The 23,747-nt window shown below is 66.2% G+C and carries 20 protein-coding genes; 15 read left to right on the top strand and 5 right to left on the bottom strand.

All coding sequences use genetic code 11. The features are described 5' to 3' along the window. Positions 1 to 55: 55 nt before the first annotated feature. Entirely contained in the window at positions 56 to 1,063 is a 1,008-nt protein-coding gene (locus tag RA20_RS19100; protein WP_039132460.1) for a replication initiator protein A, read from the bottom strand. Positions 1,064 to 1,527: 464 nt separating this feature from the next. On the opposite strand from RA20_RS19100, the gene RA20_RS19095 reads away from it, so the two are divergent. Next, entirely contained in the window at positions 1,528 to 2,952 is a 1,425-nt protein-coding gene (locus RA20_RS19095) for an AAA family ATPase (protein WP_039132444.1), read from the top strand. A 64-nt stretch (positions 2,953 to 3,016) separates the two neighbouring features. Then, positions 3,017 to 4,129: a ParB/RepB/Spo0J family partition protein gene (locus RA20_RS19090; protein ID WP_039132441.1), complete on the top strand. Its 1,113-nt coding sequence runs from the start codon at positions 3,017 to 3,019 to the stop codon at positions 4,127 to 4,129. A 170-nt stretch (positions 4,130 to 4,299) separates the two neighbouring features. Here the strand turns inward: RA20_RS19090 and RA20_RS19085 are convergent, their stop codons facing one another. Further along, complete coding sequence (locus RA20_RS19085) at positions 4,300 to 5,616, bottom strand: UDP-glucose dehydrogenase family protein (RefSeq protein ID WP_039132439.1); 1,317 nt, start codon at positions 5,614 to 5,616, stop codon at positions 4,300 to 4,302. A gap of 366 nt (positions 5,617 to 5,982) precedes the next feature. Here RA20_RS19085 and RA20_RS19080 point away from each other — a divergent pair, with 366 nt between their 5' ends. Further along, the gene (locus tag RA20_RS19080; RefSeq protein WP_052249081.1) at positions 5,983 to 7,011 is read left to right on the top strand and encodes a glycosyltransferase; all 1,029 of its coding nucleotides are present in this window, start codon (positions 5,983 to 5,985) and stop codon (positions 7,009 to 7,011) included. A 21-nt stretch (positions 7,012 to 7,032) separates the two neighbouring features. Here RA20_RS19080 and RA20_RS19075 read toward each other — a convergent pair whose 3' ends face one another. Then, complete coding sequence (locus tag RA20_RS19075) at positions 7,033 to 7,854, bottom strand: ABC transporter permease (protein WP_039132437.1); 822 nt, start codon at positions 7,852 to 7,854, stop codon at positions 7,033 to 7,035. A 90-nt stretch (positions 7,855 to 7,944) separates the two neighbouring features. Between RA20_RS19075 and RA20_RS19070 the strand changes: the two genes are divergently transcribed. Further along, positions 7,945 to 9,426: a sugar transporter gene (locus RA20_RS19070; protein ID WP_241482294.1), complete on the top strand. Its 1,482-nt coding sequence runs from the start codon at positions 7,945 to 7,947 to the stop codon at positions 9,424 to 9,426. Between the two features lies 1 nt (position 9,427). After that, positions 9,428 to 10,081 (top strand): ABC transporter ATP-binding protein, encoded by a 654-nt coding sequence (locus tag RA20_RS19065; protein WP_039132435.1) that lies wholly within the window; start codon positions 9,428 to 9,430, stop codon positions 10,079 to 10,081. A 54-nt stretch (positions 10,082 to 10,135) separates the two neighbouring features. Here RA20_RS19065 and RA20_RS19060 read toward each other — a convergent pair whose 3' ends face one another. Then, on the bottom strand, positions 10,136 to 11,926 hold the full coding sequence (locus tag RA20_RS19060; RefSeq protein ID WP_039132453.1) for a hypothetical protein: 1,791 nt from the start codon (positions 11,924 to 11,926) through the stop codon (positions 10,136 to 10,138). A 250-nt stretch (positions 11,927 to 12,176) separates the two neighbouring features. Between RA20_RS19060 and RA20_RS19055 the strand changes: the two genes are divergently transcribed. The 3 genes from RA20_RS19055 (at position 12,177) to RA20_RS24795 (ending at position 15,103) form a co-directional block, all read left to right on the top strand. After that, on the top strand, positions 12,177 to 13,175 hold the full coding sequence (locus RA20_RS19055; RefSeq protein ID WP_039132433.1) for a hypothetical protein: 999 nt from the start codon (positions 12,177 to 12,179) through the stop codon (positions 13,173 to 13,175). Between the two features lie 77 nt (positions 13,176 to 13,252). Continuing rightward, a complete protein-coding gene (gene glf, locus RA20_RS19050; RefSeq protein ID WP_039132431.1) occupies positions 13,253 to 14,425 on the top strand; it encodes a UDP-galactopyranose mutase in 1,173 nt (390 codons plus the stop codon). A gap of 15 nt (positions 14,426 to 14,440) precedes the next feature. Further along, on the top strand, positions 14,441 to 15,103 hold the full coding sequence (locus RA20_RS24795) for a sulfotransferase family 2 domain-containing protein (RefSeq protein ID WP_052249079.1): 663 nt from the start codon (positions 14,441 to 14,443) through the stop codon (positions 15,101 to 15,103). Positions 15,104 to 15,125: 22 nt separating this feature from the next. On the opposite strand, the gene RA20_RS19040 is transcribed toward RA20_RS24795, so the two are convergent. Beyond that, positions 15,126 to 16,136 (bottom strand): hypothetical protein, encoded by a 1,011-nt coding sequence (locus RA20_RS19040; protein ID WP_039132429.1) that lies wholly within the window; start codon positions 16,134 to 16,136, stop codon positions 15,126 to 15,128. Between the two features lie 247 nt (positions 16,137 to 16,383). On the opposite strand from RA20_RS19040, the gene RA20_RS25865 reads away from it, so the two are divergent. From RA20_RS25865 to RA20_RS26405, 7 genes are all read left to right on the top strand, one after another. Continuing rightward, positions 16,384 to 17,004 carry an SIS domain-containing protein gene (locus RA20_RS25865; RefSeq protein WP_052249078.1) on the top strand — a complete coding sequence of 207 codons (621 nt, stop codon included), beginning with the start codon at positions 16,384 to 16,386 and terminating at the stop codon, positions 17,002 to 17,004. Then, complete coding sequence (locus RA20_RS19030) at positions 17,001 to 18,311, top strand: HAD-IIIA family hydrolase (RefSeq protein ID WP_082018063.1); 1,311 nt, start codon at positions 17,001 to 17,003, stop codon at positions 18,309 to 18,311. Before RA20_RS25865 ends, RA20_RS19030 begins: the two co-directional genes overlap by 4 nt. Then, positions 18,308 to 19,285, top strand: a complete 978-nt coding sequence (locus RA20_RS19025; RefSeq protein WP_039132427.1) for a GHMP family kinase ATP-binding protein — start codon at positions 18,308 to 18,310, stop codon at positions 19,283 to 19,285. The genes RA20_RS19030 and RA20_RS19025 overlap by 4 nt, the downstream gene beginning before the upstream one ends. A 31-nt stretch (positions 19,286 to 19,316) precedes the next feature. Further along, positions 19,317 to 21,887 (top strand): glycosyltransferase family 2 protein, encoded by a 2,571-nt coding sequence (locus RA20_RS24790; protein WP_052249076.1) that lies wholly within the window; start codon positions 19,317 to 19,319, stop codon positions 21,885 to 21,887. 18 nt (positions 21,888 to 21,905) lie between these two features. Further along, entirely contained in the window at positions 21,906 to 22,892 is a 987-nt protein-coding gene (locus RA20_RS19015) for a hypothetical protein (protein ID WP_039132425.1), read from the top strand. Positions 22,893 to 23,015: 123 nt separating this feature from the next. Next, positions 23,016 to 23,585 (top strand): hypothetical protein, encoded by a 570-nt coding sequence (locus tag RA20_RS19010; protein WP_039132423.1) that lies wholly within the window; start codon positions 23,016 to 23,018, stop codon positions 23,583 to 23,585. An 8-nt stretch (positions 23,586 to 23,593) separates the two neighbouring features. Next, positions 23,594 to 23,747: glycosyltransferase family 2 protein (locus tag RA20_RS26405; protein ID WP_152618556.1), on the top strand; the 154-nt coding region annotated here is incomplete at its 3' end.

Genomic DNA, 23,747 nt, shown 5'->3' with positions numbered 1-23,747 from the left:
CTTTCTGGTTCCAAATACCCATTGCCCCTGCCCGCCCCCGGAGCGCAGGCGGGGGCTATTCTGCAGCGCGTTTGCGGACCCAGCCCAGAAAGGCCGCATCCGGAGCCCGCAAGCGCGGGCTGCCCGAGCGGGCCCACATCGCCCGCCATTCCGCCTCCAGCGCATAGGCATCGGCGCCCGGCATCAGCGCGCGGGCGTCCTCCAGGGTGGCCGGCTTCAGCTGCGGTGCGTTCAGCGCCGCTTCGGTGACGGCGTGTTTCTGGCTGAAGCGGATGATATCCCCTTCCAGCTCTTCCAGCGCGTAATCCGGCAAGGGCTGCGCTTCGATCATGTCGCGCACCATCTTGCGGAACACCCGGCGGGGCGAGGCGGAGCCTGATTTCTTCAAGAGCGTTTCCACCGAAACCTGCCAGCTGTTCTGCCGCCCGCAATGCTTGCGCGCCAGCTCGTAGATCCGCCGCTCCAGCGGTTTCCGCAGCCGGAAGTAATCGCGGCTCAGCGTCAGCACCGACTTCGACAGCACCGCCCGGTAGAGCCAGTCGCTGAGCGTCACCGCCACGCTGACCATCTTGCCGCCGCGGGCTTTCCTGACGATCTCCCACTTTTCGATCAGGCCAAAACCGGTGGTGACCTCTTGCCCGCCGGTGACGATATTGGTGGTGATGCGGGTGCCCGCCAGCCGCTCAAACGCCTCGCGCAGGCGCCGGTAGGCATCGCCCGAGGTTTCACGGTTGGTCGCCACCAGCAGATCATGCGCCTTCAGATGCAGCGTCCGGCTCACTTGGCGGCCGGCATTCAGCGCCGCCATCAGCTGGCTGATGCAGAAGATCAGGATGTCCTTGTCATGGATCGTCGCCAGCCCTTTGACCGAGGGCGTCACGGTGATCTCGGCGCCATTGTGCTGGTAATTGAGAATGCGCCGGTCCGGCCGTGTGCCGAGCGAAAACAGCGGGTGCTCCATCGACGCCAGGTCGTTCTTGGGGATCGCCCCGAAGATATCGCAAAGGAAGAAATCCCCCTGCCCTTCCGGCGGAATCCCATCCGCTGTCAGCTCTGCTGCCATCTGCCTGCCCGTCATCTGCGCCGGGATCTGATGCCCCTTTTGGCGACTCGTTTTATCGTGGTTTTGATTACGCTCACCCTAGGGTTATCCACATGGCCCCGCAACGGGGGATCGGAATCGCTTTGCCGGGGTTTCGGAGTCGTTTGAACGGGGTTTCAGAGTCGCCTGTCTCGGAAAATCTGCCCCGATCGCCAATGAAAAAAGGGCTTTGCACGACTCGTCCGCTCCCTGTAACTAATAAATAACTCATAATTAACAGGGCAGATTTTTTTGCCAGCCCTGAGACACCCCCGTCTTCCCCTGTCCCAACTGCTGGATTTGCTTAGAAAAAGCAGGCCATGTGCGCATATTGCTTCCATGTGCGCTGTTTTTTGCTATTCTGCCAAAAAGGCAGCACATCGGGCTGCAAAAGAGCAAAAGACACCGGCAGAGCCGCAAGGCTTGATCACAGCAGGCAGATCCTCATGGCGCGAGATATCCACAGGAAAGAAACCCCTCGGGCAAACGCAAGCCTCCCCCCCTATTTCAGCATCGACCCCGATGCCGCCCTGGCCGATCTCGATGCCCCGACCAGCACCGCAGGCTTTGCCGGCATTGCCGCCGCCTGCGCCCAAGGCCGCGCCGATCTCGCCAGCCGCGGCATGAACGAGGAAGGCCGCAAGGAGCTGCGCCAGTTCTCCACCTGGGAGATCACCCGCTACCTGATCCCGGTCGCCCAGGCCCATTTCCGCCGGGTTCTGAAAGCCAACCCCGATCTGCCCCAGGGCCGCAGTGAAACCGAGGGCGGCGCCAAATGGTTCACCCTCGACGAGGTGCTGCGCCTGCGCGCCTTCTTCGGGGCGCAAGGCTCCAAGGCCAAGGAATACATCCCCTACCGCCCCGAGGGGCTGCCCGCCAAGATGGTGGCGGTCGCGAACTTCAAAGGCGGCGTCGGCAAGACCTCCACCGCGGCGCATCTGGCGATGTCGGCGGCGCTCGACGGCTACAAGGTGCTGGTGATCGATCTGGATTCCCAAGGCTCGATGACTTCGATCTTCGGCGGACGGGTCGAGGATGAATGGCAGACTGCCTTCCCGCTGCTGGCGCGCCACTACGGCGAGCATCTGCGGCTTGAGAACCAGCGCCGCCTCGACCGCGGCGATCCCCCCCAGCCGCTGGACGAGGCGCTGGATGCGGCGATGGAGATGACCGCGCAGGACGTCATTCAGACCACCCACTGGCCCAACATCGATCTGATCGGCGCCCAGCTGAACCTGTACTGGGCCGAGTTCCAGATCCCGGTCTGGCGGATGGCTGCCCGGTCCTGGAAGCTGTGGGATGCGCTGACCGAACGGCTGGAGGCGGACGGGGTCCTGGACACCTACGATGTGATCTTCATCGACACCCCCCCTGCCCTTGGCTATCTGACCATCAACGGGCTGTCAGCGGCTGACATCCTGCTGGTGCCGATGGGCGCCTCCTTCCTGGAGTTCGATTCCACGGGCCGGTTCTTTGACATGCTGCATTCCACCTTCGCCAGCATCGAAGAAGGCGAGAACCTGGCCGCCCGCGCCCTGGGCCGTCCCGGCCTGGCGTTCGAATGGGACGCGGTGCGCACGGTGATCACCCGCTACGACAGCGCCCAGCAGGGCGAGCTGGCCGCACTCATGCAGGCTTATATGGGCCGGGTGCTGTCCCCGCATAAACAGGATTACACCGCGCTCATCGGCCAGGCCGGCGAGCAGGTGAGCGGCATCTACGAGGCCGACTACCGCGACTTCAACCGCGAGACCTATGCGCGCGGCCGCGAGACCTTTGATGAGACCTATGCCGCCTTCAAAAAGCTCTTGATCGGGGTCTGGCGGCGCGAGGCGTTGCAGCAAGAGACAGAACAGCGCGCGGCCGGATAAGGCCCTAACAAGGAAGTTCCGGCAGTATCCCGCCCGGAGTGATGAGGACAGGTCAGGACAGACTATGGCAAAACGCAAACGGCTCTCCCCCGCGCAGGCTGACTATCTGGCAGCCTCTCCTGCAGGCAAGCCGGCGCTTGGCAGCGCCTCCAGCGTCGGTGCGGCGCCGATTGCCCAAGTGGCTTCCGACGCCTCGGCCCAGGCGGCGCTGCAGGAACTCAGCGGCGTGCTGGAAACGGCCCGCGCCAAAGGGCTGATGATCGAAGAGCTGCCGCTGGCGCAGATCGACGAGAACCACCTGGTGCGCGACCGGATCGAACAGGATGAGGAGGAACTCACCTCCCTGATGGCCTCGATCCGCGCCCGCGGCCAGCAGACCCCGGCTGAGGTGGTGCCGCTGGAGGATACATTCGGCGGACGCACCCATGGCCTGATCTCCGGCTGGCGCCGCCTGACGGCCCTCAAGCGGCTCTATGAAGAGACTTCAGACCCGCAATTCGCTACCATCAAGGCCCTGGTGATCCGGCCGGACAGCGCCGAAGATGCTTATGTGGCGATGGTCGAGGAAAACGAGATCCGGGTGAACCTCTCGCATTACGAGCGCGCCCGGATTGCAGTGCGCGCCTGTAAGGAGGGTGTCTTCACCCGCCGCAAATACGCGCTGCAGGCGCTGTTCGGCAATGCCACCCGCGCCAAGCGCTCCAAGATCGGCAGCTTTGTCACCCTGGTCGAAGCGCTGGACGCGGTGCTGTTCTACCCCGCCGCTATCAGCGAGAAACTGGGCCTGGCGCTGGTGCGCGCAATCGAAGCAGACGCGGGGTTTGCCGCCCGCGCCACCCTGGCGCTGCAGGCCGCGGACCGCTCCAGCCCGGAGGCGGAACTGGAGGTTCTGGCCCGGCTGGCCGGCGCTCCTGCCGCTGCAGCACCCAAGTTAGAGTCTGAAACCTCTCCTGCCCCGTCCGCTGCCAAGCCTGCGCCGGAACCGCCGGTCAGCCGCCCGCGGGTGCGGGGAGCTCATGACTGGGACGCCGCCCAGCAAGGCGAGCGTATTTCCCTGCCCGCCCCCAAGGGCGTGAAACTGGGCTATACCCCCAGCGAACAGAAGATCGAGATCAGCGGTCCGGGCGTCAACGCGGCCTTGGCCGAAGCGCTGCAGAGCTGGCTGAAAAAGCTCTAAGCAGAGTCTTTCAGACTCTGCTTCTTTGCAAAAATACTCTCGCCGGGACATCGGCTTTTCCAAGGAAAAGCCCGTATTAGACTCTGTTTTTCAGAAATGCGGAGAGTCGGTTAAAGGTCAGCCGTGCTGACCAAATGTTTCGCGCGCGAAACATTTGGACCGGATCGGACCTATTTCAGATCGCCGCGCCCGACCGAGGTATAGGTCTCGAAGCCGGCCCGTTTGGCGGCCTTGGGCGAGTAGATATTGCGCAGGTCCGCCATCCGCGGGGTTTCCATCTTGCGGGCCAGCTTCTTCAGGTCCAGGGCGCGGAATTCGTTCCATTCGGTCAGCAGCACCACCAGATCGGCTTGTCTCGCGGCCTTGTAGGGGTCGTTTTCCCATTTGACGCCGGGCAGCAGGTCCTCGCCCTCTGCCCTGCCCTGCGGGTCCACCACCCGCACCCTGGCGCCGCCGCCGACCAGCGCCGGCACGATGGTGAGCGAAGGCGCCTCGCGCATGTCGTCGGTGTTGGGTTTGAAGGTGACGCCCAGCACCGCGATGGTCTTGCCGTTGAAGCTGCCCCCGCAGGCGTCGCGCAGCTTTTCGACCATGCGGGCCTTCACCTCGCCGTTCACCCGCATCACGGTCTCGGTGAGGCGCAAGGGGAAGGCATGGTCCTGGCCGATCCGCGCCAGCGCTTCGGTGTCTTTGGGAAAACAGGAGCCGCCGTAGCCGGGGCCTGCATGCAGGAACTTGTTGCCGATGCGGCCGTCGAACCCGATGCCGCGGGAGACCTCCTTGATGTCGGCGCCGACCCGTTCGCAGAGGCCGGCGATTTCATTGATGAAGGTGATCTTGGCCGCCAGAAACGCGTTGGCCGCGTATTTGATCAGTTCGGCCGATTCCAGATCGGTGGTCAGGATCGGGAAGTCGCGCAGGTAAAGCGGGCGGTAGATCTCCGCCATCACCTCGGCGGCGCGTTCGTTCTGCACGCCGACCACCACCCGGTCGGGCTTCATGAAATCCTCGATCGCGGCGCCCTCGCGCAGGAACTCGGGGTTGGAGGCAACGTCGAATTCCGCCTTGGGATTGGCCTTGGCAACCGCCTGTTTCACCTGCCGGTTGGTGCCCACCGGCACGGTGGATTTGGTCACCACCACCGCGTAGCCGGTGAGCGCCCGGGCAATTTCTTCGGCCGCCGCCATCACGTAGGACAGATCCGCATGGCCGTCGCCGCGCCTTGCCGGGGTGCCGACGGCGATGAACACCGCCTCGGCCCCATCCACCGCTGCCGCCAGATCCGCGGTGAAGCTGAGCCGCCCCGCCGTCACGTTCTTCTCCATCAGCCGGTCGAGGCCGGGTTCGTAGATCGGCACCCCGCCTGCCTGCAGGCGGGCGATCTTGCCTGCGTCCTTGTCGACGCAGATGACGTCATGGCCGAAATCCGAAAAACAGATGCCGGACACCAGTCCGACATAGCCGGTGCCAATCATTGCAATGCGCATGGAATGCCCTTTCCCCAATCCTGCCGGCCGTTTGGGCGCGGCCTTTGGTATGAGTTTAGGGGGATATGCCGCGCCGGACAGGGCGGGCGCAGCAATTTGCCCGCTGCGGCGGCGGGCAAATTAGGTCCGGTCCGGACCAAATGTTTCGCGCGCGAAACATTTGGTCAGTCGTGCTGACCTTTATGCCGGCCGCGTAAAGCATTTGACAGGGGCGGGGATTTATGAGCTTTCGGAGCCGCGCATGCGGCATGAGAAACCAAAGACAGGCAAGGAGCAGCCCCGGTGAGCACGGCAGAGGCAATCAGCCCCCAGACCCCGGCAGAAACCCCGGCACAGACTCAGGCAGAACCCCCGGCCCCGGGCAGCATCCCGGCAGGCGCCGGGCGGCTGGTGGCGGTGGTGGTGACCCACAACCGCCTGGACAAGCTGAAGGCAACGCTGGCGCGGCTGCTGGAAAGCCCGGCCGATGAGCTGGCAGCGGTGGTGGTGGCCGACAATGCCTCCAGCGACGGCACCGGCGCCTGGCTGGCGGCGCAGGAGGACCCGAGGCTGGATATCTGCACCAGCGGGACCAACCGCGGCGGCGCCGGCGGTTTTGAGATGGGCATGCGCCGGGCGATGGAGGCGCATGATCCGGACTGGCTGGCGGTGATGGATGACGACGGCCGCCCGGCGCCGGGGGGCTTGCGCGCCTTTCATGATCTGCCGGCGCACCGCCAGGGCGGTGCCGCCTGGGATTCGGCCTGGGATGCGGTGGCGGCGGCGGTTTATTTCCCCGACGGCCGCATCTGCGAGATGAACCGGCCCTCGCGCAACCCGTTCTGGCATGCCCGCGAGTTCCTGCGCACCCTGTTCGGCGGCGGCCGTTCGGGCTTTCACGTGCAGCCTTCGGATTACGAAGGGCCGGGGATGCAGATCGATGTCACTTCTTTTGTCGGCTTCTTCATCTCGGCGGCGGCGGTGCGGCGCATCGGCTACCCGGATCCGGAGCTGTTCATCTATGGCGATGACGGGCTTTATACCCTGGGGCTGACCAAGGCAGGCGGCCGCATCGGCTTTGAGCCCTCGGTGCGGTTCGAGCATGATCTTTCGACCTTTCAGGCCAAGGATGCGGGCCAGGCCAAGCAGGATGCGGCGCAGCGCGGCCGCTTCATTCCGCTGTGGAAGGCCTATTACTACCACCGCAACCTGCTGCTTCTGTACCGGATGGCCGCGGGCTGGCTGTTCTGGCCGGCGCTGCTGGTGGTGCTGCCGAAATGGCTGCTGAAGACGCGCCAGCACGGCGGCAGCCGCCGCATCTTCCTGCGGCTGATGGCGCATGCGGTGCGCGACGGGCTGCTGCGGCGCACCGCGGTCAGCCATCAGCGGGTGCTGCAGCTCTCCGGCGAGGGCTGAGCCCCCGCCGTCAGCCGCAGCTCAGCGGTTCAGGATATCGCGGTGGTAGCGCCCCATCAGCACCACCCCCAGCGCCAGCAGCAGCAGGCTGGTGCCGATCACATAGGCCGGGCTGATATAGGCGGCGGTATAGGTCGGGAAGAAGCCGGTGCGCATCAGCCCGGTGATATGCATCAGCGGGTTGTACCATAGCACGTCCTGCGCCAGCGGCGGAAGATCCTCGTAGAGGAACAGCACGCCCGAGGCCAGGAACAAGGGCCGGGTGATGATCGCCCAGGCGACGTCCCACAGCGGGTACAGCCCCATCAGCACGCAGTTGAGCGTGCCCACCCCCAGCGCCAGCACCATGGCCAGCCCCAGCGCCTCGAGAATCCGCGGCATGTTCAGCATCGCATGGGCGTCGACCACCGCCAGGATGCCGCCGGTCAAAAGCAGGGTGACCACGATATTGGTCAGGCTGTTCAGCAGGAAACGGGCCAGCACCGCATCGGCCCAGGTCACCGCCGGGAAACGCAGCAGCGGCCGGGAGAATTTGATCGCCCGCGCCACCGCATTGGAGACCGACTGGTAGAGGCCGAAGGGCAGGTAGCCGGTGGCGTAGAACAGCAGGAAGCTGGTGCCCAGCGACGGGTTGCGGATCACCAGCGAAAAGCCGACCGACAGGAACAGGATTGCCGCCAGCGGCTCCAGCACCGCCCAGAGATAGCCGCCGGGGGTGCGGCCGTAGCGGGTCGACATCTCGCGCAGCACCAGGGCGGTGATGGTGCGCAGGGTGGCAAAGCGGCGGCGCGGCGGCCGGGCTGCCGGGACGGCGGCGAGGGAATCAGGGGGGAGGGCGGTCATGAAAACCCATTGTGAATATGGCAGTGCAGGCGGTACTATGAAAGAAAGCACAGGCGATTTCAAACAGCAGACGATCAGGACAGGCAGGCGATGACGAAAGACAGCGGGGCGGCAAAGGCCGGCCGGGACGGCAGCCCGCGCCAGGAGGCTGCGGCCAATACCCCGGCGGCCGGCGGCAAGCCCGCCGGGCGGCTGCATCTGCAGCCTGCGGCCGGCGGCAAGGCAGAGGGCAAAGCCGGCGGCAAACCGGGCGGCGGAAAACCCGGCGGTGCCCGCGGCCCCGGCGCCGGCCAGGGGGCCGGAAAAGGCGGCGGCCAGGGCGGAAAACCGGGCGGCGGCGGGCCGCAGATGCAGCAGCTGCGGGCCCAGGCCGAGGCGGCCCGGGCCGAAGCCCGGCAGGCCCGCGAGGAGCTGGCCGCGGCGCAGGCCAGGGTCTGGCCGGTGGTGCCGCAGGCCCGGATGCAGCGGCGGCACTGGGGGGTGATCGCCAGTTTCTTCCTGCTGGTGCTGGCGCCGCTGGCGGCGGTGGCCTTCTACATGTTCGCCATTGCCGAGGACCAGTATGCCTCCACCGCCGGCTTCACCGTGCGCAGCCAGGAAAGCACCGGCGCCAGCGAGCTGTTGGGCGGGCTGGCCAATTTCGCCGGCAGCAGCACCGCTTCGGACAGCGACATCCTGTATGAATTCATCCAGAGCCAGGAGATGATGGCGGCGGTGGAGGCCCGGGTCGGGCTGAAGGCGCATTACAGCCGCCACTGGCCGCAGGACTGGGCGTTTTCGGTCTGGCCCGACGCCACCGCCGAGGACATGGCCTGGTTCTGGCAGCGCATCGCCCGCATCGCCTATGACAGCGGCTCGGGGCTGATCGAGGTGCAGGTGACCGCCTTTGACGCGGGCACCGCCCAGGCCATCAGCCAGGCCATCGTCGAGGAAAGCCAGACCCGCATCAATGCGCTCAACGAACAGGCCCGCGCCGACGCCATGCGCTATGCCCAGGCCGATCTGGAAGAGGCGGTGGAGCGGCTGAAACAGGCCCGCGAGGAGCTGACCCGGTTCCGCACCCGCACCCGCATCGTCGATCCCGAGGCCGATATCCAGGGCCGCATGGGGGTGATGAACAACCTGCAGCAGCAGCTGGCCGAGGCGCTGATCGAATACGACCTCCTGCGCGGCACCGTGGCGGCGGGCGACGTGCGGCTGAAAACCGCGCTGCAGCGCATCGACGTGATCCGCGAGCGCATCAATATCGAGCGCCAGACCTTCACCTCGGACAATACCGAGACCGGCGGCGTCGGCGAGGATTACCCGTCGCTGATCTCGGAATTCGAGCGGCTGACGGTGGACCGGGAATTTGCCGAGGAGGCCTACAGGGTGGCGCTGACCGCGCTGGAGGCGGCGCGCGACGATGCTGCCCGCCAGAGCCGCTACCTGGCCACCTATATCACCCCGACCCTGGCCGAGGAGGCGCAATACCCGCAGCGCTATGTGCTGACGGCGCTGGCCGGGCTGTTCCTGCTCTTGGGCTGGGCGGTGCTGACACTGGTCTATTATTCGATCCGCGACCGCAGCTGACATGATCCGCTTCGAGAACCTGACCAAGAGCTTCTGGCTCAAGGGCGAGCGCAAGATTGTCATCGACAATCTGAACCTGACCCTGCCGCCGGGGCGCTCGCTGGCGCTGCTGGGGCGCAACGGGGCCGGCAAGTCGACGCTTTTGCAGATCATCGCCGGCACCATGCGCCCGGATTCGGGGCGGGTGCTCTCGGATGGCACCATCTCCTGGCCGGTGGGGCTGGGCGGCTCGTTCCACGGCGATCTGACCGGCGCCGAAAACACCCGTTTCATCGCCCGCATCTACGGCGCCGACACCACCGCGCTGGTCAAATTCGTCGAGGAGTTTTCCGAGCTTGGCAAATTCTTCCACATGCCGGTGCGCAGCTATTCCTCGGGCATGAAGTCGCGGCTCACCTTCGGTGCTTCGATGGGGATCAAATTCGACACCTATCTGGTCGATGAGGTGACTGCGGTGGGCGATGCCGCCTTCAAGCGCAAGAGCCAGGCGGTGTTTGCCGCCCGGATGCGCGAGGCCGGCGCCATCATGGTCAACCACTCGATGGCGCAGCTGCGCCAGTACTGCGATTCCGGGCTGGTGCTGGAGCACGGGCAGGTGCGCTATTTCGAGGATCTCGAAGAGGCCATCGAACTGCACCAGGAGCAGATGAAGTAAGCCGGGCCAAGCAGCCGGGCCAAGTGCCGGCCGGGACCGCCGGGGCAGGGCGGCTCAGCGGCTGCCGGGCATCAGCCGCTGCAGGGTCCGGCGCCAGTAGGACTGCGTGGTCATCTCCCCGTAGCCCTGGCGGTAGGCGGCTTTCAGCGCCTGGTGGCGCCGCTGCCAGCACCACAGGGTGCAGCTCATCCGCCAGGCCAGGCTGAAGAAGCGCGCCTTGGAGTGGCGCACGGTATAGCCGCGGGTGCCGGCGGTGTTGAGATAGCTGAGCCGGGCGCCGCCGAAGGCGGGCAGCACCAGGCCGCGGGCATCGACATCCAGCAGCAGCCGGTCGCCGGCCAGGCCCCAGAACGGCAACAGGTGGCCGTTGAGGCTGAACAGGCCAAGGTAATGGCGCAGCCGGCCCGGCAGGCGGCTGAAGCGGGCCGGGCCCGGTTCCGGCAGGCTGGCGGCATCCTGCCAGGCCTCGTCGCGGATCAGCGCCTTGATGGCGGCGCGCCGGGCGTTCATGTCGATGTTTTCGTCAAAGAAGCCCGGCCCCTGCATCACGTCCTGCCAGGCCAAGAGCTGCGCCTCGGCGCTTTCGTATTTGAAGCGCAGCATCGAGCGCATCATGAAGCGGATGGCGATCCGGGCGGTGCCAAGCGCGCTGCGCGCCAGCGGATCGAACACCAGATGGTGGATCAGGTGGTTGCGCAGGTCGAGATAGAGCGTCTGCGGGCTTTCCTTCTCGGCGAAATCCTCCTGGAAGGAGACCACCCCGTTGAGGGTGAAGATGCGGAACCTGTTGGCCAGCGAGAAGCTGATGTCGTCGCCGCGCACGAAGAAGGGGAAAGGGTAATGCGCCGCCCCGGCCACCGGGAAGGCAAAGAACCACCAGCCGCCGTAGAGGGTGGCGGGCTGCTCCTCTGCCGCTTCCAGCGCCATCTCGCGCACCGCTTGCGGGTCGCGCAGGTCGGTGCCGTTGAACAGCGGCCGGCAGGAGCCGTCGAACCAGGCGCCCATCTCCCACATCCGCCACTTCTTTGTGGTGTTGATCATCGCGCCCGCCAGCGCGGTGCCGGGATCGCGCGCCAGCGCCAGCAGCATATAGGCGCGCAGGATGTTCTCCATGTGGAAAGAGGCGTCGTCATCCATGAACAGGCAATGGCTGAAGCCGCCGTCCGCCGCCTCCAGAAGGCCGCGGGCAAAGCCGCCGGCGCCGCCCAGGTTCGGGTTGTCATAGGGGGTGACATGGCGCGACGGCGCAATGCCTGCGCTCTGGCCGTTGTCGACCACCTGCACTTTGACCTGCTCCGCAAAGGCAAAGCCGTCGAGGAAATCCTCCAGCCGCGCCACTGTGGTCTGCACCTCGGCCTCGCGCCGGAAGGTGGTGATCGAGACCGCCAGCCGCGGCAGATCCTGCGGCATCTGCGCCACCGCAAAGCGGGCCTGGTGCAGCTCCGCCTGCTTGCTCAGCGCCAAGAGCTCCAGATGCAAAAGCCCCTCGGTCTCCGGCTGCGCCAGGGCCGAGAGATCAACCAGATGCGGCGCCTGCGGGTCCAGCTCGGCAACCTCGCAATAGACCGCCTCCAGCGCCCGCCCGGGCAGCGCCTGCAGCACCCGGATCTCCACCCGGCCGCTGCCGGTCACTTCGGCAAACAGGGTCTCCAGGGCGCAGGCCCGGTTCCAGGCGGAGAGGCTGAACAGGTTGAAATAGCTGTCGAAACACAGCCTTGTGCCGCGCGGCAGGGTGAAGCGGGCGCTGCTTTGCGAAAACCCGGCCTCGCCGTCGGCCCGGTAGTAAAGCGGATGCTCGGTGCAGATGCCGGGTTCCGGGGTGATGATGTTCTGCAAGGTGAACATGATGATGAAGTGCCTTTTCCGCCTGCCTTTTGCGCCTGCCTTTTGCGTCAGCCGGGCCTGCCGGGGGCTGTAGTGCCTCAAAGGCCGGGGAATTGCCAGAGCCGGCAGGGCATGGAATCCCGTCCCGGGCGGCGGGCGGGATTTGGAATTGCATCCAAGCGGCGGAATGGGATAGGGCTGCGCGGCAAGCAGACAGCTGACGGGACGGGCGCCGCCCCGGCCGCCAGCCAGCATTTCAGAAGGCATCGGCGTGAAGCGGAAGTTGATTTTTCACATCGGGGCGCACCGGACCGCGACCTCGTCCTTGCAGGAATACATGTTCCGCAACATCAAGGCGCTGAAGCGGCTCGGCTACCTCTATCCGCTGCACAAGCGCCGCCATTTCGAACTGATCAATGACCTGTTTTCCGGCGCCCGCAGCCCGGCAGATGCAGCCGCGCTGCTGGGGGCGCGGCTGCATGCGCACAAGCAGCTGGACCTGCACACCATCATCCTCAGCGACGAGGACATCTGCATGCGCCGCAACCTGGAGGTGCTGGCCGGGTTCCGCAAGTTCTTCGATGTGAAGGTGGTGTTCACCCTGCGGCGCCAGGACCTGTGGCTGGAAAGCTGGTATCTGCAGAATGTCAAATGGCAGTGGGTGCCGCATCTCAGCCATTGCAGCTTTGACGGGTTCATGGCCCATCAGGACGATTTCCACTGGATCCATTACGACCGCTACGTGCAGCATCTGGAGCAGCTGTTCGGGCCGGAAAACGTGATTCTGAACATCCACGAAAAGCAGCAGATGCCGGACGGGCCGCTGGAGGCTTTCTGCCGCAGCATCGGGCTGCAGCCCTCGGCGGAATTCGTGCAGCCGGCCAAGGTCAATCCCAGCTTCTCGCCGCTGATGTCCGAATTCATGCGCTGCCTGCCGCTGGATGCGGCCGGGCAGGACTACCGCCGGGTGCTGACCCGGGCCTGCGCCGAGGCCGACCGCGCCCTGCAGCCGGAAGGGCCGCAGAGCAGCCTGCTGATGCCCCATGCGCAGCGGCAGCAGGTGATGGCGCAGTTTGCCGCGGGCAACCGGGCGCTGGCGCAGCGCCGGTTCGGCCGCGACGCGCTGTTCCTGGAGCCGCTGCCGGGGCCGGAGGCGCCGCTGGCGCAGCGGCAGCTGCCGCAGGATCCCTATGTGCTGATGGAGCAGTTTGTGGCGCCGCTGCTGAGCGGGGTGATCAGCCATCAGCAGAAATCCGGCGGCAAGGGCTGAGGCGGATCGCGCCGGTTGCATAAACGCCGCTTTTCCCGTTTAAGGCGGGCGGACAGCGGCAGCAAAGGGACGGGCAGATGGCGGCAGGCAAATTTCTGATGGTGGGCGCGGGGCTTTCGGGCGCCGTCATCGGGCGGCATCTGGCAGAGGCAGGCCATCAGGTCACCGTGATCGACAGCCGTGCCCATGCCGGCGGCAACTGCCACACCGAGCGCGATGCGGAGACCGGCGTGCTGGTGCATGTCTACGGGCCGCATATCTTCCACACCGACGACGCCGAAGTCTGGGACTATGTGAACAGCTTCGAGACCTTCCTGCCCTATAAGAACCGGGTGAAATCCACCACCCGCGGGCTTTCGGGCGACCAGGAAGTCTTCTCGCTGCCGGTCAATCTGCACACCATCAACCAGTTCTTCCGCAAGACGATGCGCCCCGAAGAGGCGCACGGATTCATTGTCAACGAACAGGCCGACACCTCGATCGAAGAGCCGCAGACCTTCGAAGAGCAGGCGATGCGCTTTGTCGGCAAGGATCTTTATGAGGCCTTCTTCAAGGGCTACACCATCAAGCAGTGGGGCATGCACCCCTCGGAACTGCCCGCCAGCATCCTCAAGCGGCTGCCGGTGCGGTTCAACTATGACGATAACTACTTCTTCCACAAATTCCAGGGCATGCCGGAGAACGGCTACACGCCGATGATCGAGAAAATCCTCGATCATCCGGGCATTTCGCTCAAGTTAGAGACTGATTTCACCCCTCGGATGGGGGCGGACTACGATCACGTGTTCTATTCCGGGCCGCTGGACGGCTACTTCGGCTATGAGCTGGGGCGGCTGGGCTACCGGACGCTGGATTTCGAGCGCTTCACCCATCAGGGCGACTACCAGGGCTGCGCGGTGATGAACTACGGCGAGGAAGAGGTGCCTTACACCCGCATCACCGAGCACAAGCATTTCGCGCCCTGGGAAAGCCACGAGGGCTCGGTTCTGTACCGCGAGTTCTCGCGCCTGGCAGCGCCCGGCGACATCCCCTATTACCCGATCCGCCAGGTGGCGGAGAAGGAGCTGCTGGCGGCCTATGTGAAGCTGGCGCAGGAGACCGCGGGGGTCACCTTTGTCGGCCGTCTCGGCACCTACCGCTATCTGGACATGGATGTGACCATCCGCGAGGCGCTGGACGCGGCGCGCGGCTTTGCCGCCTGCCTGGAGCGGGGCGAGGCGGCGCCGGCCTTTTTCACCGCGCCGCTCTGACCCGGAGGCCTGGCCATGATCGTGTCGGACACGGAGAAATTCGTCTTTATCCACAATCCGAAATGCGGCGGCATGAGCTGCCACAATGCGCTGCTGAAATATGACACGCGCGACAACCTGTTCTTTGAATGGCGGCCGGTGCACGGGACAGACAAGATCCTCGACATGGCCCATATCATCCCGTTCCAGCTGCGCCGCTTCTTCCCCAAGGCTTTTGCCGAGGTGCAGGACTACGTGAAATTCACCTTCGTGCGCGACCCCTACCAGCGCTACCTGTCGGCGGTGTCGCAGCATCTGAAGCTGGGCACCGGCTATATGCGCGATGCCATCCTGGCGGACCCGGAGGCGTTTTACCGGGTGGCGGCGGCCTTTGCGCTGACGGCGCTGAAGCTCCATCCGGTGGAAAACGACCACAAGCTGGTGCATTTCCGCCCGCAGGTGCAATTTGCCAATATTGACGGCCATCGCTGGGCCGATCATGTGCTGAAGCTGGAGGAGCCCGGCGCCCTGGCGGCTTCGCCGGTGGCGCGCTGGCTGCCGGAAATGGCCGCGCAGAACCGCACCGGCGGCTTTGCCGAGCACGGCTACGAGGCGGCGCGGCTGGGGCCTGAGGCAATCGCCGCGCTGAACGCCTTCTACGCCCGCGATTTCGACAGTTTCGGGTATCCCCGGATGTGAGCGCTGCCGCGCCCGGTCCGGCTCAGCCCGGCTCGCTCCTGAGATCCGCCAGATCGCTCAGCAGCTGCAGCAGCAGCCCGGTTTCGGGCGGCGGCGGCTGCAGGCGGGCCTGCTGGCCCCGCGGCGGAGGCGGAAAGAACTCGGCGGGAGTGATGCCGCTGCCTGCGAGCGCCCGCTCGTTTCCGGCCCGGAAATGCCGCCGCAGGATCCGGATCTGCTCGGTGGACAGCTGCATCTTCTGCTTTGCGCCATCTTCCGGCTGAAGCCGGGCCAGGGCTTGGATCAGCACCCTGTTCCGGTGCCGCAGCTGCTGCCCGCCGCCGGCCGCCCCGCTGATCTGGTTCAGCTGCTGCAGCAGGCCGACCGCCCGGTAGTCGAGCCCCTCGTTCTGCGGCGGCGCCAGGGCCAGGCCTTCGCGGGAGGCGCCGAGGATGGAGAGGAAATCGTAAAACAGCTCTCCTTCGGGCCAGAACCGGCGGTCGAAGGGACGCACCGCCACCTTGTCCGCCCCGAACACCCGGCGCCAGGGCTTCAGCCGCTGGGCAAACCGCAAAATCCGCTCGTCGGGGTAGCTGTCGAAACAGAACGGGGTGCTGCACCCGGCTTTGACCTCTTCTTGGTAGGCAGAGAGGAAATAGGCGTCCTGGCGGCGGATATAGGCAATCACGGTGACATCGTAGGCGGCGAACTGCTCTTTGACCCAGGCAGCTTTGCGCAAGCCGGTTGCAGGGCTGCCGAAACCTTCGGAGGACAGCACCAGGGTGTGGAAGTCCCGGGCCTCGAGATGGCTGGTCAGGCTGCTGTAGGCCCGGTCCAGCGTCGCCCGCTTGGCCGGGGTCAGCCAGGAGAGATAATGGTTCGGCATCGCGCCCGCCAGCGGCACATGCTGGATGTTCTGCATGAAGGGGGCAGCTGGATCGTTGGGGTAGAGAATGCCCCGCTGCTGCAGCGCGGCGGCGTTGAGCACCAGGTTCCGCTGGATGCTGGTCGAGCCGGTTTTGTTGAAGCCGATGTGGAGGAAGAGTTTTTTCAAAGAAATGCCTGCCGGGTTTGTGCGCTGCGGGGGCCTGCCCGCGGGCGGTCCTGCCGCACTGTTAGAATATGGTGCTGCGCCCGTCCAGAGCCGCCGGCGGGCGGTTCCCCGCAACAGGCTTGTGCCGCTGCCGGGAGCGTGTTTTAACGCATCTGTGATCGCGGGGGCGGGCTGGCAGAGGATGCGGATTTGTCATCCGAAACTGCTGTGCCAGGGCCGCGCGCAGAGCAGTAACAGGGAGTATCCGATGCTTGATCCCAGGCACCGTAATGTGTTTCAGGAAACCGGTTCGCTGACCGGCTTTGTCGAGGCTTTTATCGAAGACTACAGCCGCGGGCTGCTGGCCGTCGACATGGAGGCCCTGGGCGCGGCCATTGCCGCCATCCAGGCGGCGGCGGAGAACGGCAAGCGGATTTATGCCATCGGCAACGGCGGCTCGGCGGCGATCGCCGATCACCTGTGCTGCGACTTTGCCAAGGGCACCGACACCGAAGGCCACCCGGCGCTGCCGGTGCAGTCCCTGGCCGCGGCGCCGGCGCTGATCAGCGCCATCGCCAACGACTTCGGTCTTGAGCATGTGTTTGCCAAGCAGGTCGGCTATTTCTGCCAGCCGCAGGATGTGCTGATCGCGATCTCCTCGTCGGGCAACAGCGCCAATATCGTCAACGCGGTGGAAGAGGCCAAATCCCGCGGCGTCACCGTCATCGGCATGTCGGGCTTCTCCGGCGGCAAGCTGGCGGAAATGGCCGATATCCCGCTTTATGTGCCGGTCGACAACTATGCGGTGGTCGAGGACTGCCACCAGTCGCTGATGCATGTCATCACCCTGGTGATCGCGCGCCGCCGCGAAGGGACGCTGGGCTGGTGAGCCTCGCTCCGGCTGATGTGACCGCCGTCTTCCTGGCCGGCGGCAAGGGCACCCGTCTGGGCCTGGGCGATCTGCCCAAGCCGATGGTCGACATGCACGGGCTGCCGCTGTTGCAGCGGATGGTCGAAGGTCTGGCGGCGCAGGGCGTGCGCCGCTTCATCATCCTGGCCGGCCACGGCGCGGCGCATATCGAGGCGCATTTCGCCGCCCATGCGCCCGCAGGCGCCGCGGTGGAGATCGTCATCGAGGATGCGCCGCTTGGCACCGCGGGCAGCTTCACCCAGCTGCGGGAGCATCTGGACCGGCCGTTCCTGGTGGTCTACGGCGATGTGCTGTTTGACGCCGATATCGCCCGCTTCCTGGCCTATGCCGGCGAAAAGGGCGGCGCGGGCACGCTTTATGTGCACCCCAACGACCACCCCGAGGACAGCGACCTGGTCGATGCCGCCGAGGACGGCCGGGTGCGCGCCTTCATTTCCAAGCCGCATCAGAACCCCGATTGCGGCAATCTGGTCAATGCCGCCTTCTACCTGTTCGATCCCGTTGTGCTGGACTACCTGCCCGCGCGCGCCGAAGGGGTGATCGACTGGGGCGCCGATGTGCTGCCCGGCATCGCCGCGCGCGGCGAGCACGCGCTTTATGCCTACCGCGGCAGCGAATACCTGAAAGACATCGGCACGCCGAAACGGATCGAGCGCGGCCGCAATGATTTTGCCGCCGGCACCGTGGCGGCGCGCAGCTACCTGAAGCCCCAGCGCGCCATCTTCCTGGACCGCGACGGCGTTCTGAACCGCGAGATCGACGGGGTGTTCCGCCCGGAGATGCTGGAGCTGATCCCCGGCACCGGCGCGGCGCTGGCGCGGGTCAACAAAAGCGGCCTGCTGGCCATCGGCGTCACCAACCAGCCTGCGATTGCCAAGGGCTTCATGTCGTTTGAGGACCTGCGCGCGGTGCACAACCGGCTGGACTGGGCGCTGGCAGAGGACGGCGGCGGCTATCTGGACGATCTGCTCTATTGCCCGCACCACCCGGAAACCGGGTTCGAAGGCGAGCGGCCGGAGCTGAAGATTGCCTGCGAGTGCCGCAAGCCGGCCCCGGGCATGCTGCTGGCCGCTGCGGCGCGCCACAATATCGACCTCTCCGCCTCCTGGATGATCGGCGATCATGCCCGCGACATCGAGGCCGGGCTGGCCGCCGGGCTGGAGTGCTGGATGGTGGGCGGCGGCAGCCACCCTGAGGCCCGCAGCGCTGCCACCGCGGCCGCGGCAATCGAGACTATTTTGCAAGAACAGGGTCTAAGTTCATGATTATCACCCGTACCCCCCTGCGCGTCAGCTTTGTTGGCGGCGGCACCGACCTGGCCTCTTTCTACCGCCGCTCCCCCGGCGCGGTGGTGTCGATGGCGGTGAACAAGTATTTCTACCTGTCGATGCATCCGCATTTTGCCCAGAAGGGCTTTCTGCTGAAGTATTCCGAGACCGAGAACCCGGAGACCGCGGATCAGATCAAGCACCGCATCATCCGCGCGGTGTTCGAGCGCTACGGGGTGGAAAACGCCGATTTCTCCTCGGCCGCGGATGTGCCGGGCGGCACCGGCATGGGGTCTTCCTCCTCCTTTACCGTCAGCCTGCTGCAGCTGGTCCATGCCAGCCAGCACCGCTACGTCAGCCAGCGCGCCCTGGCGCGCGAGGCCTGCGAGATCGAGATCGATGTGCTGGGCGAGCCGATCGGCAAGCAGGACCAGTACGGCGCTGCCGTCGGCGGTCTGAAGTTCATCCAGTTCAACACCGATGACAGCGTCGAGGTGACTCCGGTGCATCTGCGCCAGGACGAGCGCCGCAAGCTGGAGGGCAGCCTGATGCTGTTCTACCTGGGCAACCAGCGCAGCGCCTCGGCGATCCTGGAAAAGCAGAACAAGGCCACCGCCACCGAAGAGCAGGTGTTCAAATCGCTGGAGCAGATGGCGGCGCAGGCGCATCAGTTCAAGAATGACATCGCAACGGATGTGGACTGCATCGGCCATTACCTGCGCGAAGGCTGGGAGCTGAAGAAATCGCTGTCCAGCGCGATCTCCAACCCGCTGATCGACGGCGCCTATGAGGCGGCGATGGCCAAGGGCGCGCTTGGCGGCAAGCTGCTGGGCGCCGGCGCCGGCGGCTTCCTGATGGTCTATTGCCCGCAGGACAAGCAGGACGGGGTGATCCAGGCGCTGGGGGATTTCCCGCTGCACAGGCTGAAAATCGACAATTCCGGCAGCACCGTCATCTTCGACGACCGCTGAACCGCATCAGAACAGAGCAGGAAGACCGGCCATGACCGAGGCGATCGACGTCAGCATTATCATCCCGTCCTATAACTCCGAGCCGTTCCTGAAGCGCTCGGTGCTGTCCTGCCTGTCCCAGAAAGGGGTCACGGCAGAGGTCATCGTGGTCGATGACCAGGGCAAGGACTTCACCCGCGACATCCTGGAAACGGTGCAGCGCGGCAACCCGGAGGCGCGGCTGCAGGTGATCCGCCGCCCCGGCGGGCTGGGCCAGGCCACCGCCCGCAACGAAGGGCTGGCAGCGGCCAAGGGCCGCTATGTCGCGCTGCTGGACAGCGACGATGCCTTCTGCAGCAACAGCGTGCTGGCCGAATGGGTGGCCGCGGCGGATGCGCAGGCGCTGGAGATGCTGATCTCGCGCTTCTACAATGTCTCGCCTGCGATGGTGCGCAACCCGGCGCGGCGCATCGACCTGCAGGAGGGCGAAGTCTATGCGGTGGCGGATGCGCCGCAGCTGGTCAATGTGGTGAGCTGCTGGCAGATCCTCTACAGCCGCGCCTTCCTGGAGCAGAACGGGGTGATCTTCTCGCCGCGGCTGAAGCAGCGCGAGGACCGGCTGTTTGTGATCGAGGCGCTCCTGAAGGCGGCCCGGGTCGGGGTTACCGAACTGTTCACCGTCGACCACTACAATGTCGAGAACTCCTCGTTCAAACAGATCGATGCAGGCCAGCTGGAGCAGTATGTCCAGCATCTGACCGAGCTCAACGAGGCCTTTGCCGCGGCCCGGGGCGCGGGCCGCTCGAACCTGGATTTCGAACGCGCCAATGCGATCATCTACCTGCGCCAGCTGGATGAATACTGGACCCCGATCTGCCGCCGCCTGTCCTCTTTCGAGCGCTGCCGGCCGCTGGTGGAGCGCTATTACGGCGAGCTGCGCAAGATGGTGGCGGATCTGCCGCTGCTGTACGGCGACCAGGTGCTGGACCCCGGCGCCAAGGACGCCTTCCTGCGCGAGGGCCGGATGGACCTCTTGCGGCTGGCGCTGAAGCGGGGCGACCGCGACGGCCTGACCGCGCTGATGCGCCGCCCCAAGCCGCCGATCAGTATGCTGGCGGAGCTGCGCGGCGTCGATGACACCGCCGAAGAGGCCGTCACCCGGGCCTGGTCGTTCCGCCGCACGGTGCCGGCCGGGCCGTCGGAGGTGCCGCTGAAGGCGCAGATCAAGCGCATCATCCTGCACACCGGCCTGCCCAAGACCGGCAGCTCCTCGCTGCAGCAGGTGCTGGAGCGCAACCGCTTCAAGCTCTTGCAGCAGGGCATCCATTACCCCTCGTTCGGCACCTACCGCGAACACGGCATCCGCCGCGAGCGCACCCCGGGCCATGCCAGCCTGGTGCAGAAGATCCTCGATGGCGAGGCCGAAGAGGCGCTGCGGGGGCTGAGCGCCGAGCTGCAGGAGGTCTCGGAGATCGCCGGGCGGCCGGTAGAGACGCTGGTGCTGTCGTCGGAAAACATCGTGTCGCCGCGGTTCTGGGACCATGGCCGCCAGTTTGCCGGGCTGCTGGCCGCCTTTGACGGCATCCCGGTCGAGGTGGCCTGCGTGCTGCGCCACCCGGAAAGCTGGCTCAGCTCGCTTTATGTGGAGATGTGCGGCAACCCCTGGAACGGCTTCTCGCGCAGCCTGGAGGAGTTCACGGCGGAGCTGGACGGCTTCGGCCTGTTCGATTTCGGGACCGTCGCCAAGGTGCTGCAAGCGCCGCCGCAGGCGCAGAAGCTGCATCTGGGCATCTATGAGCAGATCCGCGCCCAGGGCGGCATCGAAGGCTGGTTCTACCGCCTGGCCGGGATTGACGGCGCCGGCTTTGCACCGGTCAGCCGGGCCCTGAGCAACCACTCGATGAGCCCGCAGCAGGCGGCGCTGATGCGCAACCTGAAACGGGTCCAGGGCCTCAGCCGCGACGATCTGACGGCGCTGTGGCTGGCGGTGCAGGGCGATGCCGAGGCGGCGGCGGGCAAGGCCCCGACCCGGCAGATGGCGGAGGGGCTGGCGCGCTTCCGCACAACCCATGCGGCGCAGATCGGCGCCTATGAGCAGGCGCATGGCCAGACCGGCAGCCAGGCTGGCGGCCGGTCCGCGGCAGAGCCGGGCGGGCTGGATCTGGAATGCGCGCTCGACCGGCATCTGGCGGCGCAGCAGCCGCGGACCGGCGGCCCCGGGCAGGTCAAGGAGTTCCTCGCCCGGCTGGACCAGATCTGCGCCCAGTCCAACCAGGAGCGGATCCTGCGGCTCTGCCGCGAGGACCGCGGCATCTGCCTGTCGGTGGAGCTGCAGCCCGGCGAGCGTGCCGCCGGAGGCCGGCTGATTCATGCCGGCGGCGAAGAGCGCTTCCAGCTGCTGGCCTGGGAGGACGAGGCGCTGATGCTGGCCGATCCCGGCCGCCTGGCGGAGCTGTGGCAGGCGGGCATCCGCGACCTGGAAATCGAAGTGCCGACCAATCAGCGCATTGGCCGCCGCCCGTTCCGCATCGTGCGGCTGCTGCCGGACGGCTCGTTCTGGCTGCTGCCGCCGGCCTTTGCCGAGCAGCTGGCGCAGGGCGGGCTGGACGCTTACTGGCAGTAACGGCAAGGAGATCCGACCATGATGGACAAAACCTGCTACTTGCATATCGGCTCCCCCAAGACCGGCTCCACCAGCATCCAGGCCTGGTGCTTCCGCAACAAGGCGCAGCTGGCGCAGAAGGGGCTGCTTTACCCGGGTATCCGGCAGCGCCATGACGCGCTGCTGTCGGAGTTCCACGACCGGGCCTGGAACCTGCGCTTCAACCGGCTGGGCCAGGATCTGAGCCAGGACGGGCTGTCGCGGGCGATGCTGACGGAGGAATATGCCGAGACCGAAGCCTCGGCAGCGCAGGCGGTGCTGTTCTCCAACGAGAATTTCCTCGGCCTGTCGCGCCGGATCCGGATCCAGGCGCTGCAGCAGGAGCTGACGGCGCAGTTCCGGGAGGTGCGGCTGCTGTGCTACCTGCGCGACCCTTACAAGCTGCTGATCAGCCGCGCCCAGGAGCATATCAAAAGCGGCAAGGTGACCTATGAGCAGGCGGCCGAGGATCCGCCGGTGCTGAGCATGGCGGGGCTGGAGAAATATGCCGCGGTGTTTGGCCGCGAGGCGATGGTCCTGCGCAATTTCGACGCGCTGAAAACCTCCGGCACGACGCTGATGCAGGATTGCCTGGAGACGCTGCTGCCGGGCGTCAGCCAGGACGGGCTGGAACCGTCCCGGGTGCATAATTCCGGCTTCAGCCTGGAGGCGGCGCTGATCATCGGCGGCCTGAATGGCAAATACGGCTACCACAGCGACTGGGACGGCCGCCATCTGCCGGTGCAGCGGCTGCGCAGCATCGGCCGCACCCGCTTCACGCTGCCGCCGGCCGCGGTGCTGAAGGTGCGCGAGCAGCTGATGCGGCAGTATGACCTGCTGGCCAAGGCCGGGCTCGAGTTCACCCCGCCGGACTGGCAGGCGCTGCCCGAGCCCCGGCCCGACTGGTCGCCGGAGACCCTGGAGCAGGTGGCGCTGGTGATGAACAGCCTGGCCGCGGACGGCCGCAAGGGCGGTCCCAGCGGTTAAGCCCCGGACCCGGATGTGCTGGAAACACGCATAAAGGCGGTTTGGCCCGTCCGGGCACCCAGAGCTTGAACCGCAGCCTGCGCTGTTCTATGCCGGCAGCCAAAGCAGATCAGGAACACACAGATGGCGGAAACGAAGAAAATGCTGCGCAAGCTGGCCAGCGGCCTGGTGCGCAGCCGGTCTCCTTTCGGACCGGAAAACGCCCGCCTGGCGGCGCTGCCGAAAGCGGTGGCCGAGGCCCGCACGCCGCAGCCGCGCCATACGCTGGCACCGGGCATCTGGATGGACTACCAGCCGGGCGCCGGGGTCGAGGTGGTGGCCGGGCCGGAGCCGGACGGCGAGGGGGTGCGGCTGCAGGTGCAGAGCACCGGCGACAGCCCCTGGTTCTCGCTGTCCTACGGCATCGATGCGGCCATGCTGCGCCAGGGCCGCTACCTGGGCCAGCTGCTGGACTGCTCGAGCCGCGGCCCGGGCCGGTTCCAGGTCTGCCTGCGCTACCTGCTGGACGAGGGGTTCAAGGATGTCTTCGCCCGCAACCTGGTGGTGCTGACCGGCGCGCGCCAGGAGGATCTGGTGTTCATCCCGGTTGATGCGGAGCTGGCGGCCGGGGCCAAAGGGGCCGAGGTGCTGTATTTCTTCGAGGGGCGCAGTTTCGACGTCACCCTGCACAGCGCCGAAGCGCTGCTGATCTGAGCGCAGCCATGGCACAGGACCTTCCGGGCTACAGCTTCATCATCCCCGCCTATAACGATGCGGCCGGGCTGCAGCGGCATTTTGCGTATTTCGCCACCTGCAGCGAGCGGGTGCAGCTGGTGATCGTCGACGACTGCTCTGCGGACGGCACCGAAGCGGCGG

The organism is Leisingera sp. ANG-Vp (assembly GCF_000813725.1).
Taxonomy (GTDB): domain Bacteria; phylum Pseudomonadota; class Alphaproteobacteria; order Rhodobacterales; family Rhodobacteraceae; genus Leisingera.
The sequence above is the reverse complement of the archived record's forward strand: the minus strand, read 5'-3'. Positions and strand labels throughout refer to the sequence as shown.